Origin of the sequence: Bacillus sp. D7-8 (genome assembly GCF_052055895.1) — a bacterium.
Taxonomy (GTDB): Bacteria; Bacillota; Bacilli; order Bacillales; family Bacillaceae; genus Bacillus; species Bacillus velezensis.
This window is the reverse complement of record NZ_CP179922.1, coordinates 2,312,528-2,337,245: the sequence shown is the minus strand read 5'-3', so window position 1 is coordinate 2,337,245 and position 24,718 is coordinate 2,312,528. Positions and strand designations below refer to the sequence as shown.

Below are 24,718 nucleotides of genomic sequence, written 5' to 3'. Positions count from 1 at the left end.
GCACAGAAAAATTCTTTTGTACAAGGGATGGTATCCTCATGAAATGTATTAACGAATTTTTAAGAACGGTAATAGCGGAAAAGCTGGGTGCCGAGGTAACCGAAGCGGAAGATAAAACCGCTTTTTTTACTCTTGGCGTGACGTCTCTCATCAGTGAAGAAATCATGACCATATTGCATAAAGAATTTACCGGCCTTTCTGAAACGCTGCTGTTTGAATATCCGAACATTGAGAAATTGAGTGAGTTTTTAAGTGCGCAGAAACGAAATCCCGAAAGCGTTCTTGAATTCAAAGAAACGGAGCCTGATACGGGAAGCCGGCAGGAAGAAGAATTGCTTCCTGTACAGGCGGCTGAAAAGGTGCTACGGGAAACGGACGGGAGCTCTGATATTGCGGTTATCGGAATGAGCGGGATGTTTCCGAAAGCGGAAAACCAGCATGATTTTTGGAACAATTTAATGGAAAATAAAGATTGTGTCTCTGAAATCCCAGAGGACAGATGGGACAGCTCTTATTACTCGGAAGAGAAAACGGCAGAATACGCGTCATACAGTAAATGGGGAGGTTTTATTGATCATCCGGATCAATTTGACCCGCTGTTTTTTTCTGTTTCCCCGTGGGAAGCTGATTTAATGGACCCTCAGCAAAAATTGTATGTCACGTGCTGCTGGGAAGCGATGGAGGATGCCGGTTACGGGAATCCGGCGGCGAGGCCGACGGATCAAATCGGTGTATTCGCCGGAGTGACCTGGAATGAATATTCATTAATTGCACACGAAGAAGGTTTCCTCAAAGATCAGTACAAAGGCCCCGGCTCCTTATATTGGGGCATTCCGAACCGGGTTTCTTATTTCCTTGATCTCCATGGTCCGAGCATCGCTGTTGATACGGCGTGTTCTTCATCGCTTGTCGCCGTCCATCAGGCTTGTCAGGCCATTATGTCGGGCGACTGTGAAATGGCGCTGGCCGGAGGCGTCAACCTCAGCTTACATCCGCAAAAATACATGTTTTTAAGCCAATCGCATTTTCTGTCTTCTGAAGGAAAATGCCGCAGTTTCGGTGAAGGCGGAGACGGTTACGTGCCCGGCGAAGGCGCGGGAGCCGTTTTGTTAAAACCATTGAAAAAAGCGATTGCGGACAAAGACCACATCTACGGTGTCATTAAGGGGTCCGCCACTAATCACGGCGGCAAAACGACCGGGTATACGGTGCCTAATCCGGAAGCGCACCGGGACCTGATTTTATCCGCTCTAAACAGAGCCGCGGTAAGTCCGGCGGATATCAGCTACATTGAAGCTCACGGAACCGGCACGGCACTCGGCGATCCGATTGAGATACGCGGCCTGTCTATGGCATTTGATAAACAGACCGATGAGAAAAACTACTGCGGAATCGGCTCGGTGAAATCCAATATCGGTCATTTGGAAGCGGCTGCAGGGATCGCCGGTTTAATCAAGGTGCTTTTAAGCATGAAATATGAAACGCTTCCCGCCAGTCTGCACTCCGAGGAACTGAACCGCAAGATTTCTTTTTCTGATTCGCCATTTTATGTCGTCCGAAACAACCGGCCGTGGCCGGCTGAAGGAGATAAACCGAGAATCGCCGCAATCAGTTCATTCGGCGCAGGAGGCTCTAATGCCCATCTGATCGTAGGTGCTTATCACCCAAAACGGCAAGCGGACAAGAATACTGAGCAAAAACCGCATGCCGTCGTATTAAGCGCACATTCCGAACAGCAGCTGAAAGAATATGCCGGGAAATTAAGCTCCTTTCTTGCCCGATTGGAAAACCTGCCTTCTGCCGGCGGATACAGTCTGGAAAATATCGCTGCCACCTTATTGTCAGGCAGAGAGCCTTTCTCCTTCCGGCTTGCTGTCATTGCATCATCCCTTTCTAAGCTGAAACAGCGATTGGACGGATTTGTAAGCGGTCACAGCGACGGCAGGTATATGTACTTCGGAAAAGCGTCACACGGGCGGTCGGACGTTTCAGGCCAATCCGTTTCAGATCCTGAGAAATTTGCCGCGCTGTGGGTGAAAGGCCTTCAAGGTTGCAAAAAGCCGGAAACGCCGTATCAGAAAGTTCCGCTTCCTACGTATCCGTTCTTAAAGGAAACGTCCTGGCTGACCGATCAAAAAAAGCGGTATACAAAAAAGCCCCAAAATATCAAAAGGCGTGAAGCGCTGCATCCTCTGCTTGATAAGAATATTTCATCCGCCCGGAAAGGGACGTTTCAAAAGATATTTTCCAAGGATGAATATTTCTTTAAAGATCATTTAGTGAACGAAAAATATGTGCTTCCCGGAGTCTGTCATCTGGAAATGGCGGCATACGGCGCGGGATTGTGGGGAGAACGCCCGGTCGTCTCTCTTCAAAGTGTGTGGTACATGGAGCCGATTGTGACAGGGACAGACCCAAGATCCGTCATGATAGAGTTTGAAGCAGAAAAAGAGCGTATAAGCTATGTCATTAAAGAAAAAGGAGCAGACGGCACCCTCTTTTCGCAAGGAGAAGTGATTTGTAAAGAAAAAGGAGCGTCTTTTGAGGCCCCGGCCTTTCAGCTCCCGGCGCCATTTGTGCAGAGAACGGAGCCGGAAGACATCTATCACTCGTTCTCTGAGGCGGGAATCGTGCAAAAGGACAGTTTTCAGGTCATCCGCGAATTCTCTTATACAGAAAGGAAAGCACTGGCCAAATTAACGCTCCCGTCACACTTGGAAGCCGATTTTAAACAGTACATCCTACATCCGTCCTTAATGGATGGCGCTGTTCAAACTGCAATGGCGCATGTGCTGCAATTTCAAAAAGAGCCTGCGCTTATCGTACCGTTTTCCTTCGGAGAAATACAGCTGCTTGAACCGTTAGCGAAAACCGTATTTGTGCATGCGGAGGTAAAAGCGGCCTCCGTTCACCAATTTGATCTGCATATTTGTGATGAGCGCGGCGTGCTGTTGGCGGCAGTGAAAGATTTTATCATAAAAGAGGTGCAGGAAAGCGCCGGGTTTAACCAAAAAGCCGGCGTCACGCCGAAGAAAAGCCGTGAAACGGAATTGCTTATGACACCGGTTTGGAACACCGTCACCATTCCGGAAACCGGCATGTCTTTCATGCGTGAAGAAAAAATAATCGTCATCGGGGCCGGGCCGGATTTTCAGCAGGCTTTGAAAGAGATGTATTCCGATGTCCGTTTTCCGGACATCACTTCTTTGGACAGCGCGGAACAAATGGCTGAAACATTGAAAGCGCAAGGCTCTTTTCAACACATGATATGGGCGGCGCCGGATCATCCCATTCCATCCGTTTATGATGCGGATACGGCCGACGGACAGGAGCACGGGGTCATGCAGCTTTTCCGGCTGGTAAAAGCGCTTCTGCTTCTGAATTTTGACACGGAACAACTATCATTGACAATCTGCACGTTTCAAGCACAGCCGATTCATGAACATGATGAGGTCAATCCGAGTCATGCAAGCATACACGGATTAGCGGGTTCGCTCGCAAAAGAATACAGCAATTGGAGCATCCGGCTTCTTGATTTGGAATCTCAAAGGGGAAACCGGCATCTTCCCGATGTCTTCTCTTTACCGGCGGACCTCGAGGGAAATCCGTGGGTCTTTCGTGCAGGTCAGTGGCACCGCCAGCAATTGGCCGTCTGCCGGCCTCATGCAGATGAGCCTTCATTATACCGGCACGGCGGGGTTTATGTGATTATCGGCGGAGCAGGCGGAATAGGAGAAGTATGGACTGAATATATGATTCAGACCTATCAGGCGAAAATTATCTGGATCGGGAGACGGAAAAAAGATACACAGATTGAAAGAAAGCTGAAAAGACTCGCAGCTTTAGGTCCCGCACCGCAATATTTCAGCGCGGATGCTGCGGATTATGACTCTCTCAAACGGGCGTATGACACCATTGTGAAGGAAAATGGAAAGGTCCGCGGAATCATTCACTCCGCCATCGTGTTATCAGACCGAAGTTTTGCCAATATGGAAGAGGAGCAGTTCCGCGCTTCACTTTCTGCAAAAACTGATGTCAGCTTGCAGATTGCCCGGGTAGCTGAAGGGGAACCCTTGGATTTCTTGCTGTTTTTCTCTTCGATGATGTCGTTTCAAAAAGCGCCGGGACAGAGCAATTATGCCGCCGGGTGCACGTTTAAAGACGCTTTTGCTAAGCGGATCTCACAGAAAGCGCCGTATGCCGTTAAAGTTGTCAATTGGGGCTTTTGGGGAAGTGTCGGCGTTGTCGCTTCAGAACAATACCGGAAACGGATGGAACGGGACGGAATCGCTTCTATTGAGGCGCCCGAAGCGATGAAAACGCTGGAAACCCTGCTTTCCGGACCTCATGATCAGCTGGCGCTGATCAAAACGACAGATCCGGTTTTTATGAAAGACGATCTGAAAGAACAAGTAACGGTTTATCCGGAAAAGATTCCTTCCGCACTCGGACAATTAACGGTTAACATCACGCAGAATGACGAAGCTGAGCGGTTAAAAGCATCAAGTGTCATGAGCTGCATGAGAGAGATGGAATCCCTTATTGAAAAAATGCTTGTATCAACCCTTTATGAGATGGGAGCCGGGCTTGATCAGGCTTTGCCGTTATTTCAATCGGCTGCCGGCATAACGGAACAATACAGCAGATGGCTGAAAGAGAGCTTTGTCCTCCTGACTGAATTAGCGCTTGCTCCGGAAAAAACGGATTTAGGGCAGATGTGGGAGGAATGGGAGCGGAAAAAAGAGACTTGGCTGCGCCAGAAAGACATGAGGGCGCATGTCAGATTGGCAGAAGAGACATTGCGTGTGCTTCCAGACATTTTAACCGGAAAGCTTCCGGCAACGGAAGTGATGTTCCCTGACTCCTCCTTCCGTCTTGTGGAAGGCATTTACCGCAATAATATCATTTCTGATTTTTTCAATGACAAGCTTGCTGACACATTGATTGCAGTTTTGAAGGAACGTCTGGAAAAAGACCCGCAGGCGAAAATCCGCATTTTAGAAATCGGAGCCGGAACGGGCGGGACGAGCGCTGCGGTCATGAGAAAATTGAAACCGTATGAAGCGCATATTGCCGAATATTGTTTCACGGATATTTCTAAAGCATTTCTTTTACATGCAGAAGACATATTCGGTCCGGAATATCCTTATGTCACTTATAAAATATTCAACGCTGAGCAGCCGGTATCAGCAGAAGCGTCGGACATCGGCACGTATGACGCAGTGATCGCGACCAATGTGCTTCATGCGACAAAAAATATCCGCTCTGCGCTGCGCCATGCGAAAGCAATGCTGCAAAAAAACGGTCAGCTGTTTATAAATGAGATCAACAGCCGTACCATATTCAACCATGTGACGTTCGGCCTTCTTGAAGGCTGGTGGCTGTATGAGGATCATGATTTACGGATTCCGGGCTGTCCGGGGGTTGAGCCGGCTGGCTGGGCGGAAGCGCTTTCGCTTGAAGGGTTCGTCCATCCTCTGTTTCCGGCTGAAGCCGCACACGACTTAGGCCAGCAGATTATAGCGGCTGAAAGTGACGGAACGGTCAGGCTTGCCCTCCCGCAGGCGTCAGAAGAGAAGCCGGAGCGCCGTCCGTATGACGCAGATGGTCTTTCGGATGATACTTTGCATGTCAGCCTGAGAGAAAAAAGCGTTGAACTGTTGAAGAAGGTCATCGGTGAAGCGCTTAAAGTGCCGGCGCATCGTCTTTTAGCCCATGAACCTTTAACCGCATACGGATTGGATTCCATACTGGTCGTCAGACTGACCAACGCGTTAAAAGACGTCTTCGGTTCTGTCAGCAGCACTTTATTTTTTGAATATCAAACCATTGATGAGCTTGCTGATTACTTTCTGTCTTCCCGTAAAGAAGCGCTCGAGCGGCAATTCGGGAATGGACGGGCTCATCCCGAAAACGCCGGACGGGTGCAGGCTCCCGCAGAAAGCGCCGCGCCGATTCCAAACGTAAGGGAACGGGGCATCACATATCTGACGGAATTAATAGGAAAAACGCTGAAGATTCCGAGCGGGAGAATGGATCCGTCGGTTTCCTTAACCGCATACGGTTTGGATTCTATTCTGGTCGTCAGGCTCACAAATGCCTTTCGTAACGTGTTTGACCAAATGACCAGCACCCTCTTTTTTGAATATCAGACGATAGAAGAAATCGCGGATTACCTGCTTCTTTCTCAGCGGGGAGCATTTATGAAAGCGATGGGTGTGCGTGAGGCACAGCTGTCTGATCACACAGATAACCTGAATGTAAAACAAAACAAGATTCCTCAAAACGAGGAAGGCGAAAGGACGAACGGAGATCCCTATATCCGGGATATCGCTGTCATCGGTCTGTCAGGCCGGTATCCGGGCGCCGATCACGTTGATGAACTGTGGGAAAATGTAAAAGCCGGCAGGCATTCTATTACTGAAGTGCCGAAAGATCGCTGGGACTGGAAAACGTTTTATAACGAGGAACGCGGAAAATGGGGGTCCATTTATTCAAAATGGGGCGGTTTTCTCGAGGACATTGATAAATTTGATCCGCTGTTTTTCCGTATATCTCCCGCGGAAGCTGAAAGGATGGATCCGCAGGAAAGAGTGTTTCTGCAGACTGCTTATTCAAGCATTGAAGATGCGGGGTACACCCCGGCCACGCTTTGTGACAGCCGGAAAATCGGAGTCTTTGTCGGTGTGATGAACAGCAATTACCCGACAGTCCCCAGCGACTGGTCTATCGCAAACAGAGTATCGTTTTTGTTCAATTTCCAAGGGCCGAGTATGGCTGTGGATACAGCCTGCTCTTCTTCTTTAACAGCTGTCCATCTCGCCGCAGAAAGCCTGCGGAGCGGAATGAGTGAAACAGCGATTGCCGGCGGAGTCAATCTTATCGTTGATCCGGCCCACTATGAGCGGCTGTCCGCTTTTTCAATGCTGTCTCCCGGTGAAAAATGCAAATCTTTCGGAGACAGTGCGGACGGTTTTGTTGACGGTGAAGGAGTAGGGGCGATTGTGTTAAAGCCGCTTGCTCAAGCGGAGAAAGACGGCGATCATATTTACGGCGTTATTAAAGGAAGCATGCTGAACGCAGCAGGAAGGACAAACGCTTATATGGTGCCGAATCCGAAAGCGCAGTTTGATCTGATCGCAGAGACGTTGAAACGGACAGACATTCACCCGAGAACGGTCAGTTACTTGGAAGCCCACGGAACGGGCACTGCGCTCGGTGATCCGATTGAAATCGACGGGTTAACGAAAGCTTTTCGCCTGACAACAGAAGACCGGCAGTTTTGTTCCATCGGTTCAATTAAATCAAATATCGGACATTTAGAAAGCGCTGCCGGGATTGCGGGGATCACCAAACTGCTTCTGCAATTGAAACATAAGAGGATTGCCCCTTCATTGCATGCGGCGGAATTGAATCCGAATATTGAGTTTGAGCACACTCCGTTTTTCGTACAGCAAAAAGAAACGGAATGGAAGCGACCTGTCTTGAATATCACGGGTGAAATGAAGGAATATCCGAGAATTGCCGGCATTTCCTCGTTTGGAGCAGGAGGTTCAAACGCACATGTCATCATTCAGGAATATGTGCCGTCTGACAGCCTGAAACCAATGGAAAACGTGCTCGTTTCTCCGCAAAAACCGGCTGTTATCATTTTATCAGCGCGAAATGAGCAGCAATTGACAGAGCGCGCCCGCCAGCTTCTGGATGATGTCATAAGAAAAGAACGTTCTGACGGGGATTTAGCCAAGATCGCCTACACGCTTCAGACGGGAAGAGAACCGATGGCTGAGCGGCTTGCATTTACGGCCGAGTCGATAGAAGAACTGAAAATGAAGCTTATGAGTTTCTCAAACGATCATAGTATCGAACATGCTCATATCTGGCGGGGCAGGACAGCCAAACATCATTCATTGGCGGCTTCGCTCACTTCTGATGAAGATATGGCGCTTACCATAAATGCCTGGCTGAAAAAAGGGAAATACGGAAAGCTGCTTGACCTTTGGGTTAAAGGGCTTGACGTCGATTGGTCAGCTCTTTATCAGCGCAACCCGGGCCGCATCAGTCTCCCGGCCTACCCTTTTGCCAAAGACCGATATTGGGTCACAAAAGCTGATGTGTCACTTGACAAAACAGGCTCATCGAAAAGTGAGAAAGCAGCCAGACTTCACCCGCTGCTCCACGCGAATACATCGACCTTTACCGCCCAGCGTTTTACTTCTGTTTTTTCAGGACATGAACCGTTTTTTGCGGATCATATCGTCAATGGAAAACCGGTGCTTCCGGGCGCGGCTGCTTTAGAAATGGCCCGGGCCGCCGTTACGCTGGCTGCTGAAGACTTGCCCGGCGGGAAAACGGGTGTCAGGCTCAAACAGATCGTTTGGCTCCGTCCGGTGACGGCGCTTTCTGAAGGAGTGACGCTTCATGTAAAGCTTCAGCCGGAAGAAAACGGAGACATCGCTTTTGAAGCGTATGCCGAAGGAGAAGAGCCGCTTGTCTTTTTCCAGGGAAAGGCCGTGCTCGAAGAGACGGAACGTGCTCCTGTTCTCGATGTAGAAGCGGTTCAGGCGCGCTGCGGCGGCCGTCACTTGTCAAAGGCTGAGTGCTATAAAGCGTTCGACAGCCTCGGCATCACCTACGGACCGTCTCATCAGGCGCTTGACGCCGTCTATGCCGGAAACGGAGAAGTGCTCGCGAAGCTCACTCTTCCGCCGTCCGCCCGCGAGGAAAAGGAGCCGTTCATCCTGCATCCGAGCATGCTGGACGCCGCCCTTCAGGCTTCTATCGGTCTCGTGCTCTCAGACGGTTCCGCGTCCGGACGGCCGTTTCTGCCGTTTGCCCTCCAGGATATGCAGGTGTTTTCTGCGTGCCGGGAGACGATGTGGGCGGTGCTTTCCTCAGCGGACGGCGCCTATCATATTGAGCTGTGTGATGAAAACGGCGCGGTATGTGTCCGATTGACGGGGCTCACCGCCCGTTTTCTGGAAGAGGAAACGGAGGAAAAACCGCTCTTGTTTCAGCCAAAGTGGCAGGAATCACCGCTGGATGAAGGCGGCGGACAAGAAGAGTCTTTCAGTTACGTGACGCTGTATGGCGGAATGAATGCTGAGGACATAAGCGGCGCCGTATGTGCGGCTGACGGCGAAGGTCCGATTGAAGACCGTTATGACGCCTGCGCGGCGGAGCTGTCAGCGATCGTCACGCGTCTTATCAAAGAAAAACAGAAGGAAAAAACGCTGATCCAGCTTCTTGTCCCCGACAGGGGGGAAGACAATGTATTGGCGGGGCTGGCCGCTTTTCTGAAAACGGCTCACCTTGAACATCCGAAGCTGTACGGCCAAGTCATCCAAGCCGATCCGGCCGAGTCAGCATCAGCGCTTCTTACCAAGCTGAAAGAAAACCGGGCGCATCCTGAACAAGCGGAAATCCGTTATGAAGACGGCAAACGTCTCGTCAGAAACTGGCGTCATCTGCCGGCGCCTCAAAGCGGCGCCGTTCCGTGGAAAGACGAAGGAGTCTACCTCCTCACTGGGGGAGCGGGCGGCATCGGCCTGATTTTCGCTGAAGAAATAGCCTCCCGCGTCAAAAACGCCGTCCTCGTATTAACGGGGAGGGCGGAAGCGCTTGATGAAGACCGCTCCGCCCGCTTACGGCGCTTGGAAGCGTCGGGTGCCCGCGTATTGTATCAACCGGTAGACGTGACAGACAGGGCGGCGGTCATCGCCCTCGTCCGCGGCATACAGGAGGAGCACGGAACACTCGACGGGATCATTCACGGCGCAGGCGTGATCGCTGACAATTACATTCTCAACCAGACAGAAAACGAACGGAAGACCGTCATGGCGCCGAAGGTGAAAGGGCTTATCAATCTTGATGAAGCAGCGAAAGATGTGCGGCTGGACTTTTTCATTCTGTTTTCTTCCTTGGCGGGAGGTATGGGAAATCCGGGGCAGGCCGGTTATGCGGCAGCCAACGCATTTATGGATGTTTATGCAGCCCGCCGGAACCGTCTCGTGCGGGACAACGAGCGGAGCGGGCAGACTCTGTCTGTCAACTGGCCGCTTTGGGAAGAAGGCGGTATGCGCGTGGACAAAGAGACAGAACGGATGATGTACGAACAGACCGGGATGAAAGCCATGCGATCGGCCTCAGGCATCCAAGCGCTTTACGCCGCTTTTGCCTCCGGAGAACACCAGGTCATGGTGGCAGAGGGCGACGAAAAACGGATTCGAAAAAACCTGATGCCTGAGACGCCGGAACCGTCCCGTAGCATTCATGTGTCAAGGAAGACGCCCGTCCATATGCCGAATAAAGTACAAGCGGAACTCAAACATATGATATCAGGCATTCTGAAGGTGAAAGAAGACGAGATAGATGCTGAATCAGAGATGAGAGATTATGGCTTTGATTCGGTTTCATTCACGCAGTTTGCAAATGAACTAAATAAAATGTATGGGCTTGAACTGACACCGGCCGTGTTTTTTGAATACCCGACAGTCTTTCGTTTTGCCCAATACTTGCTGACGGAACATCCGGATACATTCGGCTCACAGGCAGAAACAGAAACGGAGAAACCGGTTGTGCGTAAAAAAATGAAGACGGAGCCATTCTTGATTCCGTCCCGTCTTCCTAAAACAAAAACCGCAGCTGCACCTGAGCCCGTGGCGATAATCGGAATCAGCTGTGCATTTCCAATGGCTGAAAATCCGGAAATGTTTTGGGAGAATTTAGCCGGAGAAAAGGACTGCATTTCTGAAATACCGCCGGAGCGCTGGGACTGGAGACAGTATTACGGAGATCCGCAGAAAGATAAAAATGCGAGCAATGTAAAGTGGGGCGGCTTCATTGATGAAACCGCTCAATTTGACCCTTTATTTTTCGGTATTTCTCCGCATGAAGCCGAAATGATGGATCCTCAGCAAAGACTTTTAATGATGCATGTATGGAAAGCGATTGAAGATGCAGGCTGCTCTGCCAAAAGCCTGTCAGGTACAAATACAGGCATTTTTGCAGGCACGACAAACAGCGGTTACGCCCAGGAAGCTTCAAAGTTCCATATAGAGATTGAGGGTTCTTCCGCCGCCGGTACGGTTCCGTCAATCGGTCCGAACCGCATGAGCTATTTTCTGAATATACATGGGCCGAGCGAACCGATTGAAACCGCCTGTTCAAGCTCATTGGTCGCTGTTCACCGTGCGGTCAGGGCAATTCAGGCCGGAGACTGCGGCATCGCGATTGCAGGAGGCGTCAATGCTATTGTGTCGCCGGATATGCATATCAGCTTTAATAAAGCGGGAATGCTCAGTGAAGACGGGCGCTGCAAAACATTTTCCGATCAAGCGGACGGGTATGTCAGAGCTGAAGGTGCCGGCATGATTGTTTTGAAAACATTATCCGATGCGGAACGTGACGGCGACCGTATTTATGCCGTTATTCGCGGAACGGCGGAAAATCATGGCGGAAGGGCGGCTTCCCTTACATCGCCGAATCCGAAAGCACAGACAGAAGTCATGATAAAAGCTTATCAGCAAGCGAACATCGACCCCCGTACAGTGAGTTATATTGAAGCCCACGGCACGGGAACGGCGCTCGGTGATCCGATAGAAATCAACGGACTCAAAGCGGCTTTTGCAGCGCTTTATCAGAAAGCCGGAGTAACGGCACCCGATCAGCCTCATTGCGGCATCGGTTCCGTCAAAACGAATATCGGCCACACAGAGCTTGCGGCTGGCATGGCCGGGCTTTTAAAAATTATTTTGCAGATGCAGCACAAAACGCTTGTGAAAAGTCTGCATTGTGAAACCGTTAATTCGTATATCAGCCTCGACGGCAGCCCGTTTTATTTCGTCCGCGACACTCAGCCGTGGAAAGCGGCGACTGATGATAGCGGAAATGAACTGCCGCGGAGAGCGGGTGTCAGCTCGTTCGGATTTGGCGGTGTCAATGCTCATGTCGTGCTCGAAGAATATGTTTCTCCTGTTGAAGAGAAACAATGGACGTCCGGTGAACTTCAGCCGTCCTTATTCATTCTCTCGGCAAAGACGGCGGAACAGCTGAAGAAACGTGCGGAACAGCTGCGCAGATATTTGGAAAAGACACATTCAGCTGACGGAGCTCTTGCGGGTATCGCTTATACGCTACAGCTTGGCCGGGATGAAATGGAAGAGCGCCTTGCCGTCATTGCTGAAACAAAAGAACAGCTTACGAACGCGCTGAATGATTTCCTCAGCGGCAAGGAGACGGGGCAGAATTTCTTTACAGGCCGGAACAAAGCGATGAAACAGCTGTTTACAGAGATGACGGACAACGCAGAAATGAGCGGGACCGTAGATCAATGGATTGAAGCAGGCAAATATGCAATGCTTGCAAAATTATGGGTGCAAGGTTTACATGTCGACTGGAATAAATTATATCCGGACGAAAGGCCAAAAAAAGTCAGCCTGCCCGTCTATCCTTTTGCGAAAACACATTGCTGGATACCGCACAGTGCGCAGCATATAAGGCACCGGGAGACTTATGAGATTGATACGTCCCCGCTTGAGACTTATGAGCGCCTGCTTGATGAATTGGAGAAAAACGAAATAAGCATAGAAGCCGCTGTAAAAAGAACGATCGGTTTTTACAGGGATTAGCGTAATGGAGGAAACCATATGAAAGAGTTTCTGCACCGGGTTTTTTCTGACGTCAAAAATAAAAAAATGACAAAACAGGATGCGATCGGCATTTTGCGCGATTATGATATGCGGATGGGACTTCGCCAAGCGGCTTCCCTTCATCCGCTTGCTCAGCAGCATATTTCCGATGAAACGGGACAGGGATTCTCGGCAGCTTTCAGCGGCCGGGAATTTTTTCTCGCTGATGTTTCTTTACAGCGTAAAAAGCTTATGCCCGGAGAACTTCTTTTGGAAATGGCGAGAGCTGCGGCTGTTTTGACAGTAAAGGAGACTGAGGCTGTCCGGCTGACGCATATCGTGTGGTCAAAGCCCATTCTGACTGAGGCTGAGCCGTTCCATATCGAAATCAGGCTGATACCCGCAGAGGGTGAAGCCAAAAGGTTTGAGATTTATAATCCATTTTCTGCCGATTTCAGTCATCATGATGTGTACAGCCAAGGGATGATTCAGCCAGTTGATGCTGCGCCTGGCATGCTGGATATCAGCCGCTTGAAGGAAAACAGCGGCTTCCTGATGGATCAGCAGCAAATTGAAGCCATCACTCAGAACGATACCGTTCAATACAGTGAGCACATGAAAGGAATTGAGCGTATTTACGCCTCAGCAGGACGGATGCTGGCAGACATATCAATTCCATTGACAAACCAAAAAGAATCCGCCCGATTCGGCCTCCCTCCCTGTGTGATGAAAAGTGTGACAGAGGCATGCGCGCTGCTTGGCGGCAAAGAATATAAAACGCTCGCCCCGGTTTCATTGGACGAGCTTTTGTTTTATGAACCTTGTCCTGACAAGGTATGGGCCGAGATACAAGAGAAGGCGGGGAGCTTTTATATTGATTTATGTGACGAAGAGGGGAAAATATGGGCTTCCCTGTCGGGGTTGAAGCTGCAGCCTGTCATCAAGACGGGCGCTCCCGGAAAAACCAATGCCGAACACCGCAGTGAACGTTTGTATGAACAAACGCTTCTTCAGCTCAAAACGCTTTTTGGCCTGACTACAAAAATTGCTGTTTCCAACATAGATACTGAAGAGCCGCTGGAAACCTACGGAATCGACTCAGTCACTGTGACGAAATTGAACCGCGAATTGTCTCTGCTTTTCGGTGACCTTTCCAAAACGGTTTTTTACGAATATAAGACACTGGGATCTCTGGCAGCTCACTTTGTCACGGATTATCCAAAAGAATGCCGAAAATGGACAAATGATGATGACCACCGTTCAGGCATATCAGAACAGGTTTTGGCAAATGAAGATTTTCCGGTGCTTCCGTCGTTTATCAAGCGAAAGAAACGGCCTGCTTTTTCCAATGAGAACCAGACAAAAGAAGGGATTGCGATTATCGGAGTCAGCGGACGTTATCCGCAAGCTGAAACACTTGAAGAGTACTGGGATAACTTAGCGGCCGGAAAAGACTGTGTGACGGAAATTCCCGAAGAGCGCTGGGAAAAGGACAAGTACTACAACCCTGATCCTGAAGCGGCCGTGAAAGAAGGGAAAAGTTACAGTAAGCGGGGCGGGTTTCTGAAAGATGCCGCTTTCTTTGATCCGCTGTTTTTTCAAATTTCACCCCGTGATGCTTTGAATATGGACCCGCAGGAGCGTCTCTTTATTGAAATGTGCTGGCAGGTGCTGGAGGATGCCGGTTATACGAAGGAACAGCTTGAGAATTTGTATAACGGCCGGGTCGGCGTTTTTGCGGGCATTACGAAAAACGGGTACGGAATGTACTGGAAAAACGGCGGCACCCTGCAGCCGAAAACGTCGTTCAGTTCAGCGGCCAACAGAGTTTCCTATTTTCTTAATCTGAAAGGGCCGAGCATGCCGGTCGACACGATGTGCTCGTCTTCGCTGACTGCAATTCATGAAGCGTGTGAAAACATCCTTCGCGGCGAATGCGACATGGCGATTGCCGGCGGTGTGAATGTGTATACGCATCCTTCGGCTTATGCGGAGCTCAGCGCCTATCGAATGCTTTCAAAAGACGGAACGTGCAAAAGTTTCGGTGAAGGCGGGGACGGATTTGTTCCCGGTGAAGGTGTCGGGGCCGTGCTGTTAAAGCCGCTGTCAAAAGCGATGGCTGATAAGGACCATATTTACGGGGTGATTCGCGGCACTCATATCAATCACGGCGGCAGAACAAACGGGTATACAGTGCCGAGTCCGAGCGCCCAGGCTGACGTGATTTCCGGCGCGCTTGAAAAATCAGGAATACATCCGCGGATGATCAGCTGTATCGAAGCACACGGCACGGGTACTGAACTCGGAGATCCGATCGAAATTGACGGTTTGACCCGCGCATTTCAAACGAAAACGTCAGATAAAGGCTTTTGCGCCATCAGCTCAGTTAAATCCAATATCGGGCATTTGGAAGCCGCGGCAGGCATTGCCGGTGTAACGAAACTGCTGCTCCAGCTTCAAAAACGAAAGCTGGCTCCCTCATTACATTGCCGGAAATTGAATCCGAATATTGTATTCGACCGGACGCCGTTTGTGGTGCAGCGTGAATTGGCAGACTGGAAACGGCCGGTCATTGAGGAAAACGGAGCGCAAAAGGAGATTCCGAGAATCGCGGGCATCTCTTCTTTTGGCGCGGGCGGGGCAAATGCCCACATATTGATAGAAGAATATATTGAACCTGATAGGGAGATTTATGAGCCATTCACAGATGAAGATCCCGCAGTCATTTTATTATCCGCCAAACAGGAGGCCAGCCTGAAGCAGCGGGCGCAGCAGCTTCTTCAAGCGATCAGAAAAAATGACGTCACAGACCGCAGCCTCCGGGATGCGGCTTACACCCTTCAAACCGGAAGAGAAGCGATGGAAGAACGTGCGGCGTTTATCGTGACGTCGACAGAGCAGTTAGCGGAAAAACTGCAGCGTTTTATTGACGGCGGGACAGACGGCTGCTTCAGGGGAAAAAGCAAACAGTATAAAGACATTCTAGCCGTTTTTAAGGATGAAGATATGCAGGAAGCCGTCCGTAAATGGATGAAAAGAAAAAAATTCGCGAAGCTTCTGGAACTTTGGGTGAAAGGGCTGAAGATTGATTGGTCAGAGCTTTATAACGGCAGCCTGCCGCACCGCATCAGCCTTCCCGGTTATCCATTTATAAAGGATCGGTATTGGCCGGACGATGCAGCGCCGGACAATGTTCGTGATGCTGAAACACATTCTGAAACATTTCGTGAAATCCGCTTTTTACAGAAAAGCTGGGCAGAAAGCAGCAGTGTTCCGGCTAAGGAAGTGCGGGGCGTCATCGGAATAGCTGCTGATCACCAGACAGGAAATTTAGCCGTTGAGCTGTCCCGTTATTTCCCCGAGTCTGAAATCATTGACGCTGCATCACCGGAAATATCCGGGGACGCGGCCCGATTTGGCGGTCTGATTGATGTGACCGGATGCGGGACGGAAATCAATCATGATGACGGCTGGATTCATCGTCTGCAGTCTCTCATTGACAACAGAAACCGCGGCCGAAAGCTTCAGCTGCTTTGTGTGACAAAGGGGCTTGAACCCTTTGCAAATGAAACGATAAATCTCTCAGGTGCAAAAAAGGCCGGATTGTACCGGATGCTCCAAAGTGAGTATAAGGATATCCGCTCGCGGCATATGGATGCAGAACGGACTGCCGAAGATCCTGAGCTGGCAAACCAGATCGCAGATGAGTTTTTTCGCGATTCTGAAGACATCGAAGTGTGTTACCGAAACGGTGTGCGCTATCACACGCGGTTAAAGGAAACAAACAGCTTAGCTGAAAAAGAATTTTCATTTCCGAAAGACCATGTGCTCTGGATCACCGGAGGGACCCGGGGACTCGGATATTTATTTGCCCGGCATTTTGCCGAACGTTACGGAGTCACGAAACTCGTGCTTACCGGAAAAGAAACAATGCCACCGAAAGCGGAATGGGATGATCATATCAAACGGAATTCCCCGTTTTCCGATAAGGTGAGAAGAATTAGAGAGCTCGAACAAAAAGGTATCCGAACGGAAGTGCTGTCTGTATCTTCCGGCCCTGAATATGAGCAGGCCGTCAGCCGTGTGAAAGATCAAATGGGGCCGATAGGAGGCGTGTTACACGCAGCGGGAGCCGTAGATCTCGATCATCCGGCCTTTATCCGCAAAACAAGCGAACAGATGATGCCCGTGCTTGAGCCTAAAACAGACGGACTGGACCTTTTGTATCAAGCGCTGCACAAGGAGCCTCTCCGGTTTTTTGCGCTGTTTTCTTCAGTGTCCGGCGTGATGCCGGAATTAGGAGCGGGACAAAGCGATTATGCCATGGCTAACGCCTATATGGATTATTTTGCGGCCGCAAAAGGTTTTCCGGTGCTGAGCATCCAGTGGCCGAGCTGGAAAGAAACGGGTATGGGCGAATCAAAAAGCCGGGCCTATCAGAAAAGCGGTTTAAAGAGCATCACTGACAGAGAAGGGCTGAGCCTGTTTGATGCCATCATGGCAGGCGATTGCGGATCTGTTATTATGCCGGCCGTCATTCACCCGGAAAAATGGGAGCCTGACCGTCTGCTGCTTTCATCCGGTCTTACTGAAACAAAGCAGCAGGAACAGGCCGATACAGAAAGCGTTGAGGAGTGGCTGACGGGCATTTGCTGCCGGGAATTAAGACTGGAGCCGTCAAGATTTGAATCTGATACACCGTTTCAAGATTACGGAGCCGATTCCATCATGCTTGCCCAAGTGTCCAGAGCGATCGGAAAGAGGATCAAAGCTGACCTTGACCCGGCGGTGCTGTATGAATATCCTACGGTTGCTGCGCTGGCCGGATGGCTTGAAACAGCATATCCGGAAATCAAAGCTGCCGTTTCAAAACCGGTTCAGCCTGTAATCCCGGACGTTCCCAAACAAACAGCAGCCGCTGTTATTCAGCCTTCTGGCGCTGCAGCGGCGCAAGACATCGCTGTTGTCGGAATGTCCTGCCGTTTTCCGGGAGCTGAATCAATTGAAGCTTATTGGAAGCTGCTGTCTGAAGGAACGTCAGCCATTCAAAGAGTTCCGAAAGAGCGCTGGAAAACGGAGAAGGCGGATTATGCGGGCCTTTTACAAAATGTAACGCATTTTGACCCGGAGTTTTTCCTTATTCCCGAAGAAGACATCAAGGCAATGGATATCCAGTCCTTTCTTATATTAGAAGAGGCGCTTCATCTGTTCAGAGACAGCGGTTACTCTTTACAAGAAATGAAAGGCAGGTCAGCCGGTGTCTATTTAGGAGGACGCGGCGGCAGTATGCCTGATGAAAACCGTCTGAAGCATGCAAAAAATCCGATAGTCGCCGCCGGTCCGAATTACTTAGCGGCCAATCTTTCTCAGTTCTTTGATTTGAAGGGGCCGAGTCTTGTTTTGGATACGGCCTGTTCTTCAGCGCTTGTCGGTATGAATATGGCGATACAGGCGCTTTCTTGCGGTGAAATCGACTCAGCGGTGGTCGGGGGAGTCAGTCTGCTGGAATCCGGTCAAACCCACCGGATGTTCGAACTTCGCAATCTGTTAAGCGAAGAGCCTGCGTTTCATATTTTTGACCGCCGCACCGGCGGCATCGTATTGGGCGAAGGCGTCGGAATGGTGTATTTAAAAACAGCGGCCCAGGCTGTAAAAGACGGGGACCGGATTCATGCGGTCATTAAAGGCATTTCCGTAAACAATGACGGCAGAACCGCGGGGCCTGCCACACCGAATATACAGGCGCAGAAAGAAGTGATGGCCAAGGCGCTTGCCAAAAGCGGCAGAAAAGCGGAGGATATCAGCTACATTGAAGCAAACGGTTCAGGCTCTGAAGTAACAGACCTTTTGGAACTGAGGGCGATTGAAGCGGTGTACCGTATGCAAAACAGCGCGCCTTGCGAATTGGGGTCGATGAAGCCGAATATCGGACACCCGTTATGCGCTGAAGGGATTGCCGGATTCATTAAAACAGTGCTTATGCTCTCGCGCCGAATGCGTGTGCCTTTCCTTTCGGGCAAAGAGCCGATGACGCATTACGATCTGTCCGCCTCGCCGTTTTATTTTTCGCACGCTCTGCGTGAATGGACGGATTCACCGCGGATTGCCGCCGTCAGCAGTTTCGCTGACGGAGGGACAAATGCCCATGTCATAGTGGAAGCTTGGGAGCAAGAGGCGTATACCCCGGTTAGAAAGCCTTTGCCGAGACAGGAATTAAAACGCCGGCCCATTCGTTCGGACAAAGCCGAAAACCTGCATGAAAACGCACATAAGTCCCGTCCGAATACGTTTTGGAAACAAATGAAGACTTACTGATTGCGCTGAAAATTGAACGTCGATATGGAGGAAGTTCATATGCAAGAGCAGCTTCTTATTAACAATCAGCATCCCGTTCTGAAACATCATAAAGCCTATGGAAAGGAACTGCTGCCGGGTCTGGCTTATATTGACCTGATCTATCAGACTTTCAGAGAAAACGGTTTTTTTCATGCCGGCCTTGAACTCAGGCACTTATCGATTTTTCACCCTTTAGCTCCTGAACAGGGAGAAACAATCCTGCTTTCCGTTGACTGTACAGAGAACGGCGAAGGGCAGTGGAAGGTGGAGGTGAAAGGGCAAAAACAAGGTGACGAAGCAGCAGAGACAAAGGTATATGCCGCGGCGCAAATGCATTCCGTCAAGCCCGCCGGCTTCCAAGAGAGCGTCCGGATGGATGCCGTAAAACAAACGGCGGCAGAAATACCGCTTGAGGACATTTACGCGGAATGCAGGGATCAAGAACTGGTTCACTCAGGAATGATGAAAGGCTGCGGAAGCGTCTACCAAACTGAAAAAGAGATTTATATTGATCTGTCGGTGCAAAAGGATCAGCTGGAACATGCAGAAGAGGCGATGTTTCATCCCGCATTGATAGATGCGAGCAGCATCGGCTCCAATGTATATCTCGCTCCTTTGACGAGGAAGGAGGGGCAATTATTTCTGCCGCTGTTTTATGAATCGTTTTATTGCGCCGAATTGCTGCAGACGACATGTATCACCAAGATAAAAAAAGAATCCGTCACCCGTAAGAAAGATCTCGTTTACGTGACAATGGAGTTTTTCAATGAGGAAGGCAGAAAAGTCGGCGAACTGAAAAACTTCGCCAATAAACTGGTGAGGGACCCGGAACAGATCAATCAGAAACGGCAAAAGAAAGAACCTGACGGGCGGAATGCCGTCCCGGCTCCGCAACCGGAACCGGCGCCTTCTGAGCCCCGCCGTGCGGAGGCTTCCGCCGGCCTTACTGAACAGTGCATCCTTTATTTAAAAGAATTGCTTGCCGCCCGATTGAACAAACCTGTGAAAGAGATTGACCCGGATATCGGCTATTATGAAATGGGGCTGGATTCTCCGGGGCTGTTGGACATGGTAAAGGAAATTGAACAAAAAATCGGAACGCAGTTACTGCCGACACTGTTATTTGAATACACGACAATCGCGGAATTAGCGGGATATTTGTGCGAACATTACGGAGCCGGTTTCGGCCATGCTCAAAGCGGGCATTCAAGTGCTGAGCCTTTGCCCCGGGAAAAAAAGAGGACAACCCAAATCCGCGTGAAAAAATCGGCGTCAGCCGGAACGCAGAATGGAGATATTGCGATCGTCGGGATGGCGGGACGGTACCCCGGCGCCAAAAATCTTCGTGAATTTTGGACAAATTTAAAAAATGGAGAAAACAGCGTAACGGAAGTGCCTCGTTCCCGCTGGGATACGAGGACATATGAGCATTTGCGATCGCCGTCCGGCAAGCCGATTTCCAAATGGGGCGGTTTTATAGACGATCCGGATTGTTTTGACGCGAAATTTTTCCGGATTTCTCCGCGGGAGGCAGAAGCTAAAGATCCGCAAGAACGATTGTTTTTAGAAACATGCTGGGAAACGATTGAGGATGCGGGCTACACCCCGGAAACAATTGTTCAGCCGAAAGGGCCGAATAAGAGAATGAACGTCGGTGTGTTTGCCGGGGTGATGCATATGGATTATTCTCTCGCCGGCGCTGAAGCTGCGGCCAAAGGGCTGGTCTTTCCTTATCCCTTGAACTATGCGCCGATCGCAAACCGGGTTTCATATTTTTGCAATTTTCACGGGCCGAGCATGGCGGTTGACACGGTGTGTTCGTCATCTTTGACGGCCGTTCATATGGCGGCGGAAAGTCTGAGACGCGGTGAATGTGAAGCAGCTCTTGCCGGAGGCGTCAATTTATCATTGCACCCGACAAAATATATCACATACGGCTTGATGGATATGCATTCGAGTGACGGGCTGTGCCGCACGTTCGGCGAAGGAGGCACAGGCTATGTCTCAGCTGACGGCATCGGAGCCGTGCTGCTGAAGCCGCTCCACAAAGCCGAAGAAGATAAGGATCATATTTATGCGGTGATAAAAGGCAGCGCCGTCAATCACGTGGGGACCGTCAGCGGGATTACCGTGCCGAGCCCCGTGGCGCAGGGGGATATGATAGCTGAATGTCTTGAAAAGACGGGGATCGATCCCCGGACGATTTCCTATGTGGAAGCGCACGGAACCGGAACTTCTTTAGGAGATCCGATTGAAATACAAGGTCTTGTTAAAGCTTACCGCACGTTTACGGAGGATCGGCAATTTTGTGCGATCGGTTCCGTTAAATCGAATATCGGACATGCGGAATCAGCTGCCGGGATCAGCGGGCTTCATAAAACGGTTTTGCAGCTGTTTCACAAAACGCTTGTCCCTTCTTTGCACTCAGAGACGATTAATCCGTATCTCCGTTTAGAGGACTCGCCATTTTACGTGCAGCAAAAAACCGAGTCATGGAAAAGGCCGGCGTATACAGAGAACGGCCGTGAACATGCCTGCCCGAGACGCGCAGGCATCAGTTCATTCGGGGCGACGGGTTCAAACGTTCATCTCATTTTAGAAGAGTACAGGCCTAAAAACCCCGGTATTACGGAGGATCAAGAGAGACCGTATATCGTGCCTCTGTCAGCGAAAAATCCGGAGCGGCTGAAGGAATACGCTGCCCGCCTGCTGATGTTTCTCAAAGATGAAGCGCCTGAAGGAAGCGGTCCGCTTTATGACAAAATAGATACAATGCAAAATCAGCTGGAAGATGCGTTGAGAGGTGTTCTGGCCGAAGTTCTGCATGTTGCGTCCGGTTCGGTAGATGATGAACAGGATTGGAAGGAATTCGGCTTGGATGTCATGCAGCTGACACAGTTTTCTGAGCTGATGACGGATCAATACGGGCTGGCAATAGACATGACTGATCTCATACAGCATACTTCCGTCCGGACTTTAGCAGAATGCCTTACAAACGATGAGAAACATAAGAATATTCTTTCCGGTCTTTTCGGCCAGTCCGGCTTAGATAAGCAGCCTGATGAATCTTTTTCCTTGCGGTCACTGGCGTATACGCTGCAAACGGGACGGCTGGCAATGGAAGAACGGCTTGTTTTTTTAGTGAACGATCAAGCAGACCTGATCAGGAAATTAACTGAATTTACAGAACAAAAACGGCAGATTGACGGCTGCTTTCAAGGGCGGTCTGATAGCGGAACGGAAATCAGGGGTTTCCTGAATGATGATCAGGATACGGAGGAGCTGATCCGAAAATGGACGGACAGCGGCACTTACAAAAAACTTGCGGAGCTGTGGTCAAAAGGATTTGAGATAGACTGGACGCGGCTGTATCGGGAGGAGAAACCGCGCAGGATGAGTCTGCCGACGTACCCTTTTGCAAAGGAACGATATTGGATACCGGAGCCCGATCATCCCGTCACTTCCGCAAATACAGAAAGCAGGCTTCACCCGCTGCTTCACCGCAATACATCAGATTTGTTAGAACAAAAATTCAGTACGATACTGAACGGAGATGAATTCTTCTTAGCCGATCATATCGTCCGAAACAAGCGTGTTCTCCCCGGGGCGGCTTATCTTGAAATGGCGAGAGCCGCGGCTGAACTGGCTGCCGCGCCGTTAGCCGCTGGATACACGGCTAAAACCGGCATTTCGCTGCGGTATATCAGCTGGATACGCCAGGCCGTTCATAAAAAAGAGCCTCTGCGTATGACGACAGGGCTTTCTTTGGAGGACAACGGCAATGTTTCATTTCAAGTGTACAGCAATGAAAATGATTCAGACATTTATTGTGAAGGCAGCGCTGTGATTGAGCCGCTGTCTGAGGCGCCGGTTTTGCATATTGAACAGCTGAAAGCGCGATGCCGCAAAAAAGTGCTGTCAAAAGAAGACTGCTATGCGGCGTTTGCAAAGGCGGAAATTGTATACGGACCTTCACATCAAGGAATTGATTACATTTATTGCGGGGAAAAAGAAGCTTTGGCTAAATTGGTGCTCCCCGCTTCCGTTTCTGATGAAGCCGAACAGTTTGTGCTCCATCCGAGTCTGATAGATTCCGCTTTTCAGGCGGCCATCGGCGTTATGAATGAAGATAAAGCGGGTTATCCTGAGCAGCCGTTAATGCCTTTTGAATTGCATGAACTGACCGTTTTTCATCCGTGCAGGCCAAACATGTGGGCTGCCGTATTTGTGACCCATGAAACACCGGCCGTGCGAAGAATGGACATTGATATATGTGATGAACGCGGCAATGTGTGTGTAAGGATAAAAGGATTTTCTGCCCGGATGGCCGAAAGTGCGCCGGCCGTAACCGATAATAAGCAATACGATCTGCCGGGTAACCTTACCGGAGCCGTCAAACTGATGCAGGTATGGGACGCGGAACCGATAGACAACCAAACCGGCTTCTCCATTTCTGAAGCAAAAGCTGTCATCATAGGCGGTACAGACGGGCAGGCGGACGCGGTTTTACGATTGTTTCCTAAAGCTGTGCGATTTGATATCGGCCAAAGTGCTTCCGTTGAAGTGATATCTGATCGGCTCCGCCGTCTCGGTGAGATTCAGCATATGATCTGGTTTGCCCCTCGGCCGGCTGATTCTGACAGCCATGATCAAAAAAGCGGGGTGCTGCAGATTTTCAGAGCGGCCAAAGCTCTTATCGGTCTCGGGTATGGAAAGGAGCAGCTCGGGATGACGGTGATTACGCACCAAGCACAGCCTATTACCCAATATGATGAGGTGCGTCCCGCTCATTCCAGTGTGCACGGTTTCGTCGGGTCTCTCGCTAAAGAACATCCGAGCTGGCACATCCGTCTCGCCGATCTTGAAGACGGGGGGGATTTCCCCGCAGAAGACATATTCAGCCTGCCCCGCGACCGTACGGGTAAAGCATGGGTGCGCAGACATCAGGAATGGTACCGGCCTCAATTGCTTCCGGTCCAAAGCGGGCCGTCTGAAAGTGTTCCTTACCGCTATGGAGGCGTATATGTCATCATCGGCGGTGCGGGAGGCATCGGCGAGGTTTGGACAGATTATATAGTGACGACGTATAAAGCCCGAGTCGTCTGGATCGGGAGGCGGCCGCTGGACAGCCGGATACGCCAAAAAATAGACCGGTACCGGCCATCAGGCCCGGCTCCCGAATATATAGCCGCAGATGCTTCTGATCTTCCATCGCTTCAGCGCGCCTATGAACAGATTAAAAACACATACGGCACCATCAGCGGCGTCGTTCATTCAGCGATGGTATTTGCGAATGAAAGCGTAAAAGATATGGAAGAATCACAGTTTCACGCCGGCCTTGCGGCGAAAGTGGATATTTCCGTCAACATTGCCGAAGTATTTGCGAAAGATTCTTTAGACTTTATTCTCTTTTTCTCTTCGGTTATTTCATATATTAAGAATCCGAACCAAAGTCATTATGCGGCGGGGTGCGCATTTAAAGACGCATTTGCCCATGAGCTTTCCGGACGGCTGTCATGCCGGGTCAAAGTGATGAACTGGGGTTATTGGGAGCGGGCTGACAATCACATTTCTGAAGAGTTTGACAGACTGAGTGCAATCGGTCTCGGGCTGATCAGCCGGGCGGAAGGGATGCAGGCGCTGGAAACGCTGCTGACGCAGCCGATCTCCCGCATGGGGCTGATGAAGCTGACCAAGCCGATTCCGATCGAGGGAATGAACCCTCATGAATTTGTGACTATCTGATTGCCTGT

General features: G+C 50.3%; 3 protein-coding genes. All 3 read left to right on the top strand.

Annotated elements, in window-relative coordinates:
- Positions 1-38 precede the first annotated feature (38 nt).
- From ACKTRM_RS11230 to ACKTRM_RS11220, 3 genes are read left to right on the top strand one after another with little or no spacing between them, the layout of a single operon-like run.
- Positions 39-12,629: a type I polyketide synthase gene (locus ACKTRM_RS11230; RefSeq protein WP_012117926.1), complete on the top strand. Its 12,591-nt coding sequence runs from the start codon at positions 39-41 to the stop codon at positions 12,627-12,629.
- A gap of 18 nt (positions 12,630-12,647) precedes the next feature.
- Positions 12,648-18,944 carry a type I polyketide synthase gene (locus ACKTRM_RS11225; protein WP_012117925.1) on the top strand — a complete coding sequence of 2,099 codons (6,297 nt, stop codon included), beginning with the start codon at positions 12,648-12,650 and terminating at the stop codon, positions 18,942-18,944.
- A 39-nt stretch (positions 18,945-18,983) separates the two neighbouring features.
- Entirely contained in the window at positions 18,984-24,710 is a 5,727-nt protein-coding gene (locus ACKTRM_RS11220; RefSeq protein ID WP_012117924.1) for a type I polyketide synthase, read from the top strand.
- Positions 24,711-24,718: the final 8 nt, after the last annotated feature.

Bases quoted from the DNA above. Each gene is read 5' to 3' on its own strand.
- ACKTRM_RS11230 (WP_012117926.1), top strand. From the start codon at position 39: ATGAAATGTATTAACGAATTTTTAAGAACGGTAATAGCGGAAAAGCTG.
- ACKTRM_RS11225 (WP_012117925.1), top strand. From the start codon at position 12,648: ATGAAAGAGTTTCTGCACCGGGTTTTTTCTGACGTCAAAAATAAAAAA.
- ACKTRM_RS11220 (WP_012117924.1), top strand. From the start codon at position 18,984: ATGCAAGAGCAGCTTCTTATTAACAATCAGCATCCCGTTCTGAAACAT.